1 protein-coding gene (cut by both window edges) is annotated in these 12,709 nt (G+C 59.0%); it reads right to left on the bottom strand.

All 12,709 nt of this window come from inside a single coding sequence — locus PZH32_RS10215, SdrD B-like domain-containing protein, on the bottom strand. Of the gene's 74,412 coding nucleotides, 35,016 precede the window and 26,687 follow it; the stretch shown corresponds to coding positions 35,017-47,725 — codons 11,673 (complete) to 15,909 (partial); the first complete codon in reading order (the gene reads right to left) occupies positions 12,707-12,709. Both codon boundaries (start and stop) fall beyond the window edges.

The raw sequence follows: 12,709 nt of genomic DNA on the forward strand, positions 1-12,709 counted from the left end.
CGTAGATGGTATGAGCATCGCCGAACATCATCTTGCCAGAGCCGTAGTCCTCCTCGGACTCGTACTCGGCCTTCTCGGAGAGGTAGTTGCGATACTCGGCCTTGTACTTCGAGTACTCGTCGTTCAGCGTATTGTACACAGCGAGCGCGGCATTGTACTGAGCAAGCGCCTTATCGTATTCGGCCTTCAGCTTGTCGAAGATGGCCTTATAGCCGGGGAACTCGTCCGCTGGGATGGTGGCCGTGTTCGTCTGCTCGGAACCGTTCTCTTTGCCGTCCTTGTCGTACAGCGGACGGGTCACCGTGTTCGACAGCTCGTAGTACTGGGAGGTGTCGCCGTTGTAGGCCGCCTCGTAGACGAGGAAGGCCTGCTCCTCGGTGCCACCCGTGATAATGATACCGTTCTTGGTGTAGGGCTGAGCGTAAATAGTGGTACCCAGCGCGTTCACCGTACCGATAACCAGCTCCTTGTTGATGTCGTAGTAACCGAAGCCCAACGTGGAGTAGTACGTGGACAGGAACTCGTTCCAATCGTTAGACCAGGTCTCCTTGGCCTTGTCACGGGCCTTACGGCGCTCGGTTGCCGTGGGGTTGGCAGCATCGGCCACACCCACCGACTCGTAGAAGTTCTCCTCGCGGTACTTCTCATTGCCCGAGAAGGGATCCTTACGGTTCGTGTCGCTTTCGGGCTTGGTCGTGTCGAAGGCGTCGTTCACGCCATCGAAGTCCACATCATTCCACGCGGGAGGACGCAGGCTGTCGGGGGTCGGAGGCACCTTCGGATTCGGGTGACGCGAAAGCTCGCGACGCATGTCGGTCACGTCGGTCCAGAGGTTGTCCAGAGCCTCTTCCACCGCCTCGGTGCTCTCGTAGCGGTTCTGAGTAATGCCGGAAAGCGTCATGAGGTTCGAGTAGACGCCCGTCAGGTTGCCGTCGGCATCGTGGCGCTGCTTACCGTAGATGGCGTTGTCGGAGGTCTCCACGAGATCCGGATAGGCATTGTTCTCATCGATGGCATCGCCGCCCCATACCGGAGACAGGTCGGTGATGTCACCGTAGATGACCAGGTTCACCGGCGCATTCTCGAACTTCTTCGAGCCCTTGGCCGGCACCTGCGCAACCACCGTGCCGCGCGTCGGAGGCGTGATGAGCCCCAGGGCGGCAAAATCGGTCGTAAAGGTCACGCGGCCAGCGGCCAGCTTATCGCCCTTGAGTTTCGTCACTGCGGCGTCATAAGCCATGTTCGTGTAGTCACCCACCACGAAGGTCGGATACTTCGTCTCCTCTTCGATGGGCTTGTTGTTCTCGTCGTACGCAAAGACCGTGTGGTCGTCGAACAGGGAGCTCTGGTACAGCGGCAGCACCGGCACCAGCTTGTCCAGTTCGCGCTTCACCTTGTAGCTCACCGTGTTTGTTTCGATAGCACCGTCCTCGCCGCCTGTGATAGTAGCCTGATGCGCGATGGTCTTCACCGTGCGCAGGTGATAGGTGGCACTCACAGTGACCGAGTCGCCAGGAAGCAGATTCATGTTCTCCCAGACCACGGCGGAATTGCCGTCCTCGTCGGTAACGGCGTGGCCCGTCACGCCCGCGTACGTGCAGGACGTCCCGGTAACCGACACGTTATCGCCGTCGGGGAACGGATCGCTGATGGCAATAGTCTGGGCTTTGTCGGTCTCGTTGCGATAGGTGGTGCTGAACGTGATGTCCACCGGCGCATTCACATAGAGCTCCTCGAAGGGTTCGAGCTCGTCGGTTGGATACTGCAGCTCGGAATTCGGCATGAGCACGCCCGGCGTGTAATGGCCGGACACCGTGTGCTGTCCGATAGTGGAGAGCACGATGTAGGCATTCTCGAAGGAGCCGGGCTCCACCTGGCTGCCCTCTTCGTTAAGGTAGTAGGTAAGCGTCGACGCCCCATCAGAGTTCTTGCCCGAGATGTACTGGGTGCCGGTATACAGGCCCGTGTCTTCTTCTTCTTCGTCATCGACATCCGCATCAGGGTTGGCCACCGGCGCGTCTGTGACTTCCTGATAGAGGTCGCGGCCGTTGTACGTCACCTTCACATAGCGGGTGACGGATGCATCAGTGTTCGCCGGAGCCGGCTGGTAGGTATCGCTACCGACCTTTACGTAGTAGTCAGTGGTGTCCTCGAAGCCGCTCTCGTCGGAATTGGCCTGACGCAGCACGGTAGTAGATACCGGCTTGGTCATGGCGTCGGAATCGGAGTCGATGGACTGTCCGGCTGCCACGCCGCTCTCGTTAGTGAGGAAAGCATTGCGCACGGTAACGGCATAGTCCTCATCGAGCGCCAGCAAATCTTCCTGATCGATGCGCAGGCGGTAGCCGGCCAGGCGCTTGGTCTTATAGTCATCGGGCACGTTACGAGAATCACGCGGATCGATGACGTACGTTGACACGTCGCGGAAGAGATAGGTGCCAGCTGCTGCTGCATCACCGGTATAGGCCTCGCGCAACGCCTCGCCCGGATAGAGCTGCCAGGCGTACTCGTCGGAGTCCTCCATGACCCACTCCATGATGGGCGTCGGATTTCCATCCTGGTCGAGAATGATCTTGCCCTGAGCGTTGCTCTTCCACGCCAGGTTGCCGTCGGCGTCCTTTGCCTGCTGATATTTCACCGTGGCCTTCACCGGAGCGTAGTACCACGTCTCCAGTTTCACCTTCACGCCACCCGCTTCACGACCAGAGCCCACGCCCTCTTCGTCGTCCTGCTGCAGGCCGTCGTAGTTGGCGTCGTTCCAGACGTTGTTGCCAAGGTAGCCCTTGGTGCCATCAACATAGCCCAGCGCCAGCTTGTCCTGACGCTCGTAGCCCATCCAGGGGTTCGTGGCGTCCTGGTAGATGGCACGGCACTTCACAGAAGCCGCCGGGTACTCCTTCTTATCCTGATCGGTGTACACGGTGCCGTCGGCCGAAAGCGTAAGGTCGGCCAGCGTGCCATCAGAGGCATACAGCGTGTTACCGCGCAGGTCGAGCCACTCGAGCGGCAGATCGGCGTCAAGCGGGTAGGTACGAGCCGAGCCGGAGACGTAGCGCAGATCGTTGTCGGCCACCAGCTTGTTCGTGCCAGTGTAGTAGAAGCCCTCGCGCTGGTAAGCGCCCGCATCCGAGCTCCACGTGTTGAGCGTGGGCTTGATAAGGCGGTTCGCCACCGTCTCAGAGGTCTTGATGATGTAAGTCTTGCCCGCCTTCAGACGGAAGCGGAAGAAACCGGTCTCGTCGGTAACGAGCGAGGCCAGGTTGCCGTCGGCATCCGTGGCGATGGAGTTCGAGATAACGCCCGTTGCGCGATCGTACTCGTACACATTCACGCGAATGCCCTCGAGACGCTTCTCGGGCGCATAGGTGGCACCGGCCATCTGAGATTCCGTGTCGCCCGTGCCCACTGAGACGGAGTCAAGCAGCGAGTTGATGTCCTCATCGGCCTCGGGGGTGCCGTCCTCCAGGATATCGTCGCGGAAGGTGACGCCTTCGAACGTGACGCCCTGGGCGATGCCGAGCTTGAGCGAGGTAACCTTCTCGTCGTAGGCCTGATGGGTCTCATCGATGGTGCCGTCGCCCACCTTGTCGGCGTCGTACTCCACAGGCTTCACCTCGAAGGCGGCCGTGGTCACCACCAAAGCGGCGTCCACATCATTGGCATGATCGGCCTCAATACGCTCGATCGTGAGGTCGCGATCGTTCTCTTGCACATAGATGCTGCTGTCGCCGATGGACTTCGTCGTGGGCGAGAAGTTGTAGTACTCCTCAGGGAAGGTGAAGCGCAGGCGGTAGCGCATCTTCTCCAGATCGGAGGATGCCTTCAAGTTCGAGAAGATATAGTAACCCGGGTTGCCGTAGTAGTCGGTCTGCGTGTAGCACACGTAGGGCGCGCCGGAGTCGGCGTTAATGTAGTTGCCCCAGGCGTCTAGCTGCTCGTTGCCCGTGCGCGGGTCGCACAGCACCCAACGATCCTGGAAGCCCGTGTTCTTGTTGTTGACGAGCTTGACCACTTCACCATCGCGGTTGACGGGGTTGCCGTACTCGTTCAGAAGCTCGACCTTAACGTTATTGATACCCGGGTCCTCCACTTCAGCATCGTAGTCGAGGTCCTTCAAACGCGTAGCTCCATTGGCCAGCTTCGAGTTGTCGAAGGTGCGCTTCTGAGTAAGCGGCTTCTTAGTGACAGCATCGAGCACAGGTTCACCATTGTCGTCGAGAACCGGATCGTAGATGACCTGGCCGTTCTCGTCCACGGCCACGCCGCGGATGAGCTTACGGCCGTTGGCCGACGTCTGATAGGCCGAGTTGCCCTCAGCATCCAGCGCCACATCGTCTTCCGGCGTCCCGGACCAGTCGGAGTCGAGCCACACGTAGTCGCCGATGTAGCCACGATCGTCGGGCGCATCGATGAAGGCACCGGCACGGACATCCTCGCGCATGTAGACGCCTGCCTCGTCGGCAGTTTCGGTCTGGTTCACGCGGGAAATGAAGGTGTTCCACTGCAGCGTCGAGCGCAGCAAGTTAGCCTTCTGCAGTTTCTTCTCGCCATTGGCCACCTTGTCCACCTCGGAGGAGGTGATAAGGTCGACGCTCGGATCGCCGGTCTTGGTGCCGAGGAACTTAGGCAGATTCAGCGGTGCGTACAGATCGTACACCAGGCGCATGTAGCCCTTGTTCGGCACGTAGAGCTTGGCCTCGGGCTGAGCCCAAATAGCGCGCAATCCACGCGTGAGCTCGTCGGTCTCGTCGGGATACAGCTCCAAGTACTGCTTCAGATCGGACAGCTTGATAAGCTTGTACTCGGCCTTCACTTCGTCGGCGGTGGCCGTCATCTTGTAATCGCCGTCCACCGACTCGTACCGGCCCAGACGCACCTCCTCGAACGTGGCAAAACGATCGTCCTCGTACTTCGTAAAGTCGTTGAGCTGATCGAGGGTGAAGTTATTGTTGGCCAGATCCTCCTGCGACGGATAGGTAGGACCGTATTCGTATTTCTCGCCATGGTTATACAGCCACAGCAGGTCGTCCACCTCAGCCAGCTTAATACGGCCGGTGGCGTCGCGCTCGTAGGGGCCGACCCAGATAGTCACATCGCGGCCGTCAAGCAGCGTATTGCCGTCAGCCGGGGTGTCCTTATCGTAGGCGGAGAATTGCTTCACCTGAATGGAGTCGAGGTCCTTGAGCCAGCCAGCCCACTGGGATTCACGGGCACGCGACGCACGATTGTCGTGGTTCATGATGTCCGTATCGCCCTCGTAGGGAAGAATATCGTAGAGAACGTTGTTGGAGTAACGGGAGGCATTCGACGTCGAGGACTTCGTCTCCGGGTTTACCGTGGAGGCATAGTAGCTGTACGAGGTGCCCTCGGGCACAGCGGCGGGACCGTTGGTGGCAGCCGCAGCCAAACTCTCCATCTGGGTGGAGGTGGTCTTGGTAGCCGACACGTTGGCTTCGCCCGTGAATTCGAGCGCCTTCAACTGCATCATAACCATCGATTGGCTCGTCTGACCGTCGAGGTTCACATCGCGGGTATCGGACACGAGACCGCGGGTAGAGCCGTCATTGGAAGCCGTAGCCGGCGTGTAAGGCTTGAAGTTACCAGGCTTGTAACCGTAGCCAGACGTGGTCAGAAGATCCTCGGAGAGCATATCGGAGGACTCCTTCTCAATGGGCATGATGATCTCGATGACAATGCCCTGGCCGGGGCTTAGAATACCGCGGTCGGTCTCGCCATTGGTGGTGGCACCGGTGTAGCGCCAGTTCATCATCTTACGGTTGTAGTTCGCGCCCTCGTCGACGCCAGCCGCCTTGTCCTGCATATGGAAGCTTGACGTAGCCGTGGGTTGAATCTCGGGCTGAGTCAGCTGCGGTGTTGACGAGGTCTTCGAGGCAATAACGCGCTGCGGCTGCAGATAGTTGTCCATATCTGCGACGTAGTACGTCCAAATGGGCTGCTTGGAGTCGATGTTCGGGTGCGGCTTGTTGCCCACCTTCACCGATTTAGCATTCCAATCGAAGTAATCGTACTGGCTCTTGTACTTCTGGAACTCGCCAATGCCGTTCTCCAGATCAGCCGGCTCGAACAGGCCCTCGGGAGAATCGTCGTAGGGCACGTACTTCAGCTTCGCATCGGTCATATCGACCGCAGCACCAAAGCCCTCAACGTAAGGCAAAACAGCAGAGATCTGCGGGTTAGCGCAGTAGTCCTGATCATAGCCAACGTAGTTCAGAGCGGCCATTTGGTCGTCGGAGAGGTTCGACAAGATGAGGCGGTAACGCATCATGCGCGACGAACCCTTATCGATGGTGGACACACCGGTGGACCACTGGTAGCCAGACACGCCGTTGCCCGCATAGTAGCCCTGAATGAGCTCGAGCGAGAGCACGGGAGACTCAGGGGTGCGGATAAAGCCGGCACGGCTGCGCTCGCCTTCGATGTACTTCGTGTCATCGTAGCGCGGCGTGGCACTGGCGAAGTGATTCACATGCACATCGGGATCGACGTCGGGAATCTCCACATCCGTCGGCGGATTCTGGGAAGCCTGGCCCACGGTCGGCGTGTTCACGAGCGAGGTGGCGAAGTTCACGATAGGCGTCGCGTTGGTCATGGAGGCGGGCATGGTAGCCGTGGTGTCGGGATAGAGGTTCCCGGCGTTGTCGAGGATCATCACCTTGCCCTGGTTGTTCTTCTTGTAGCCCCAGCCCACATTCAGGCGCAACGGATCGAACTCATCGGCCTCCTGCTTGCCAGCGGACGTGATCTTGTTGCCGTTCTGGTCCTCCAGATTGCCCGTGGAATCCGGTACCGCATCGGTATCCAGACGGAAGCCATGGGGCACGGCCACCTTGGTGGAGAGCGTGTCGTCGTTCACATCGGCGATAGTCTTGCCGTTCACCTCGCGCACGGGCACGGCCTTAATCACCCAGCGGATCTGGCGGACCTCAAAGCCATCCATCTCACGCGTTTCGAGGAAGCTGTCGTCGATGATTTCGTTCTTCTTGTCGGAGATGGCGTATCCGCTCGTCTCACCGATTTGGACCCAGTGAGCCTCGTCGGCGGTGTTGTAGTCCGAGGAGCCGCCGAACACGGCATCGATATCGTCCTCGCCGTACCAGTAGTCGCGATCAGCGTCAGTGCCGGACAGAGCGAAGTTCTCATGGTCGGTGTACTCGGCACCGTTTTGCTCGTTGTAAGCGTTGATGGGGTCGGTGCGGTCGGTGGATACCACGCGTGCGAACATGAACAGACGCAGCTGCTTCTCGGTTTTCGCCGCCTCGTTGACCGCCTCGCGGCTCACCTTAACATCGGGAACCGTAGCGCCAGTGGCCTTGTTTACCAGGTTGCCAGAGCCGTCCACCACTGCGGTGATAGTCTTGATTTGCTCGGCGCCCTTGGAGTCAAGCTCTTTGATCTGGAGACTCTTTTCTTCCCCATCGGCCATAGTGAAGGTGACGCCGTTGACCGTATAGGTGGTCGCGTACTCGGCGCCTGGCACTTCCCAGATGCCGGTGGACACCTTCTGGAACTCAGACTTGATACGGCCGAGCGCATAGGAATTGTCCTCGAAGGGAGCGTTCTTCACGGTCATGGCGTTGCCCTGGGCATCAGCTGCGGCCGTGGCCCAGAACGGCACCTGCCAGTCGACGATGAAGCTGTTCACCGCACCGCCGGTATTCACAGCCTGAGTCAGATAGAAGTTGTTGGAGCCCTTCAGCTGCACGTCCTGGCCCGTGTAGACCTTCATATCGGAGTTGTAGATGAGGGTGCGCAGTTCTTTCGTATCGGTTCGCACGCTAGCCGAGGGCTTGCGGATATTGAACCAACCGGACGTGGCGGTCACGTACAGATCGTCGAGATCCTTGTCGCAATCGTAGTTGGTGTTGGTAATTTGCTTGTCCTCAGCCTTCTCGCCGGCACGGAAGAAGCGATTCACGGACTGGCCGTGGAACGAGGTGCCGATGAGCGTCTTAGCCGCCTCCTTGAGCTTGGGCTTGAGGCCGGTCGTGCCCTCCGTCACCGTGGAGCCGTCGGTAGAGCCCACGGTGCCACCGTTCACATCAGAGCCAAGGTTCGCGCCGCCATCAATAGCGTCCTTGATATCTTCGCCCGTGTAAATATGATCCCAAGCCGGATCATTCGGGTCGTCACTGAGCCAGTTGAGCTTGGTCTCGTGCGCGGTAGCGTAGACAGCGGACGCGTCGCCCTGCCAGCTGTAGATAGAGGCGAGCTGCTCAGTCACCGATGCCAGGGCGCCATCCTCGTAGAGCCCCTCGTCCAAAGCCGTGGCCGTATCGCCCAAGTTATCCAGGCGCGTCTTGATCTTCAGCGTGACCGAATCGCCGTAACCCAGATAGCCGTCGGTATGAGCACCGGCATAGAAGGCATTCAGCAAAGTATCGAACTGGGCAAACTCACGGTCAGTGGCGTCATCGGGCGCAGCCAGCTCGAACACGACGGTCTCGCTGCCATGGTCGAGGGCCTTGATGCTCGTCTTCTCTCCCACGCCCTGGTTCTCGGTGCGGGTACCGCTCATGACGTCGGAAATGAGACCGCGATAATCCACGGTATCATAGGCCTGGTCCTCGTCGGCCTTTGCGTAATTCTTGTTGTTCTGGCCGCCGCGGGAAGCGAGCGATCCGCTTGCTGCGTACGTATTGTCACCGTAGTTCGGCTGATAGGTCACCTTAACCGTCCAGCCCTCTTCAAGGAGCTGGCGCGGCGTGAGGCGCTCGATACGCGAAACGCCCTCGCCGTTCTTGATGTCGGGCACCGTCTTGCCTTCAATCTTGTGACCCTCTTTGTCCACCACGTACTCTTCGGCATCGAGGTCGGCTACCGTGGCGTGACGATCGCGATAGCGTCGCTCCACGTAGAAGGCGTAATCGTCATCGGTGTAATCGCCAATCCACTTGTAGACGCCGGACTTGGAGGTGCCGCTCGCCTCGTCGTACTGGGCGAGCGTCTTGTCGTCAGTAAGCATGCGATCATCGTAGAACGTCACCTGCTTGGGCAGCTGCATGGCGAATACCAGCTTCGCATGCTTCAAATTGCCCTGCGCCTCAACAATATCGGTGTACTCGGAGGGATCGAGTTCATCGGCGGAGTTCAGCATAGTGGCGGCAAACCACGGGTGCTCGTTGTACTGCCAGGCATCCTTCTCCTCAGAGGGCAAGAACAGGGTCTCGTGTTGGATCCAGTCGTTGTCCATACCGAACTGCTCAAGGAAGTCGGGGTCGTACTTAATATCGTTATAGAGGTAGTAGGGATCGTTCTCGCTCGTCCAAGCCAGGGTACGGCCGTCCACACGGTGGCCGCTGAAGGTATAGGGCACCAATTCCCAAGGATAATCAGTATTCAGGTTATCGCTGAGGTTCGTATCCACATCGAGCTCGGCATCAAGATCCTTGTCCGGATCCACCTTATTTCCGTTTCCGTCATTGTTGAACATAAGGTAGGAGCCCGTATCGTCAATGAGGTAGCTGACGCTCTTCTTCTCGCCCGTTTCCCGGTTCTTGATCCAGATATAGGAGGCATCCGTTGCCCACGGCACGTCCGGATCGAGCAGGCCAATCTTGAACTCGACGTTACGGGTGGTAACGAAGCGCACATCGGTAACCGTCTGCTCGCGCCAGAACAGGAATTCGTCGTAGGGATCCGGATCCTTCGGGATGGGATCGTCCTTCACGCGAATGAGATCCACGGGCACATAGAACGTGCCGGCGCCTTCGCGCTCCACCTTTACATAGAGCTGGTCGGCCTCAGCCTCGAGATAATCGCCAAGCTTGTCAACGCCGCGCACCTTTTCGTCCACCATCATGGCGGCGGTGACCACTTCCCCGCTCTCCACATAGGAAACCGTTACCGCGCCGGACTCGGTAATGGCACCGTCGGCGTCGGTGGCAGGCGTCCGCAGACTGTAGAAGGACTCGCCCTCGCCATTGAAGCGGCCAAGGTTCGCGCTCACCACATCAGCGGCGGGCACCTTCACGGGCTGGACATAGCGCCAGTAAGTTTCCTTCACGTTCTTGCTGGTATCCTCATCCACCAGCGGCTTGTCATTGCCGTCGAGGGCATCGACCTCCTTGGACACAAGATCGTAGTAGGTATTGCCGTCCTGAAGCATGCGACCCGTACCCACGGTGGTGTAGGTGTACTTCGTACGCGGATCCACCACCTTTTTGTACAGGTTCACCTTCTTGTAGACAGGGTTGCCGGACGCGTCGGTGACTACCTGGCCGTTCTCGTCCTTGATCTGCGTGTAAAGCTTGTTCGCAGACACGCCGCCCTGAGCATAGGCGTCCACGTTGGCCGAAGTAATAGTGAACGGCGTCCACGTGACTTCAATGTTGTACTGCGGCTCGTCCATGGGATCAGTGTAGGGACCAGGGCAGCACGTAGCGTACTCATCGTCCTTGTGCTCGCAATTCGGCTCGGTGCACAGGCCGTTCGCATCGCGCGTGTGCATGCAGGCGCCGCACGTATCGCAGTAGCCGTCCTGGTCTCGACCCTCGCTCGCCTCGTCAACATGAACGTGGGTGCGATCCTCAATATAGTCGGGGTTGAGCACCGAACGCTCAGTGCGCTCCACAAACGTCGTATCAGTGAGCGCATAGGTGTTCAGCTTTCCGCTGGCATCCTTGTCATCCTCGACGGTGTACTCGTAGTCGTCGAAGAAGCCGGTCGCCTTGGCGGCGAGCTTCGCGCGCACGTAGACGTCCTTGCCGTTCACCACTTCCTTCACATAGATGTTTTCTGCCGTGTCAGAGGCGTAGTAGGCCAGCTGCGTGGCAGACAGGTTCTGAGAGAGCTTCGTGAAACGCTCGGTCTTGTCGTTATAGGTGTAGAACACCGCACCGTAGGCGCTGAGCGCCGGCATGGACTCGGCAGTGTAGTCGAAGTAGGAGAAGGGATCCTCCTCCTCCACATCCACAGGAGCCCGCAACTTCACAGTCACCTTCGCAAAGGCGTTACCATCGCCGATATAAAGCTGCTCGCCGCGCGAGAGCGCCATTTTCATGGCAGACTCGCTGCGCTCGAGGGCTTCGTAAACCTCTTCACGCACATAGCGAGTCTCATCGGCTTTAAGCTCGGTAGCTTTGGACTCCTCAACATACTCCATACCGCGCAGCACATAGCGCGTTTCGGTAGTGTTCACCGGAGCCTCGTAGTAGTTGTAGGTCATGGTGTAGAAGGTATTGCCCGCCGCCTCTTCGGCCGTAGCCTCGTTGGAAGTATCTGGCGTAAGCGGGTTGTGGGTTACCTTGCGGGTGCGCTTGTAGTTCTCCGTGAGCACATGAGTACCGCCGTTGTCCACGTCACCGGCGTACAGCTTGGCCTCCGTTGCATCGACCTCGTCGGTAAGCAGCGAGAGATCAAAGGTCTTCACGAGCGACCACTCGCAAACGCCCTTGGTGTAGCTCTTCAGAGTGACCGTCACCTTGTTGCCCTGAATCACACGGCGCGCGAAGCTGACCGGTACCTTGTTGGCATCCTGCTGGGTCATTTCAGTGACCACCGTTCCATCGGCGCCAACCGTCTCGGTCACCTTGATTAGTTCGTTGCCATAGGTATCGGACATAATGCGATCGGTCACCCACTGGCCGTTGATCCAACGGGTAGTGGGGGCGGAAACAATGGAGCCGTCCACGGAGATGATAGCTCCGTCGCTCGCGCCTGCGCCGGTGCGGCCCGTGCCGAGCTCGTTCTCATAGCTCTTGCCCGTGTCGCTCGGACGATCGGTGGGATTGGCCTCCACCTCGTAGGACACGTTCATGGTAGGCGTCTTCGTACGCAGCTTCACGGTAGAGTAGACGCCAGCATCGTTATGGGTGCGAGCCTGGCCCGTCGCGCGGTTCACGAACTTCTCATCATGGGTAGCGCCATTGTCGCGATAGCTGTCGCGGGCGTCGTCGGCCAGAAGGTCAGACCCAACGGCTCCGCTCACCAGGTTATCGCGGTGGCCGTTCAACGCGTTGGTTGTGGCAGTAGAGAGGCCATAGGCGTTGGCAGCAAAGGTGTAGTCACCCACCGTCAAACCCTTGCCCTGATCGGGCTCGGGATTCAAGGTGTTGCCCTCGTAGTCCTTCTTCAGCGTTGCCGAGCCAACCAGCGGCAGAGCCGCCAGGGACACGCCGCCCACAGCCCGCGGGATACGACTCGTACCCGTCGCCTCGGTGTACAGGCCATTGAAGCCGACGAGGTAGTTGTAGGGCACCTTCTCGGATACCGAGGCGCCCGTAACGGGATCGCCCACCTTGATGTACTTAGCGGGGATGAATCCCTCGGTATGAGGTGTTGCCGTGTATTCGTGGCCGCTGGAGCTGTTGGCAGTATAGGTGTAGTACGTGGTCTCCGTGGCATCGAGACGCTTGTCGGCATCGTACCAACCTGTGGACATAGTCCAGCTGCTCAGCGTATTGGACGTGATGGAGGTCCAGTTGGAATGATTCGCACGATAGGTGAGCCAGGTGAGCTTCTTATCGCGCGTGAGCTGAGCCTCGGCGCCCACGGTGAACGGATTCACCGTGCTGGCGTTCACCACCGAAACGTTGCTCGTCCCCGCAGATTGCTCGATGCGATTCTGGCTTGTGGCACCGAAGACGGTGATGTCTTCATCGGTGAGGAACTTCGCGCCGTCGACTTTGCTCGTCACGTAGGCGCGGATGTTCTCGTAGCTCTTCGTCATCGATGCGGGATCGAGACCCAT

Origin of the sequence: Adlercreutzia equolifaciens (assembly GCF_029076695.1) — a bacterium.
Taxonomy (GTDB): domain Bacteria; phylum Actinomycetota; class Coriobacteriia; order Coriobacteriales; family Eggerthellaceae; genus Adlercreutzia; species Adlercreutzia equolifaciens_A.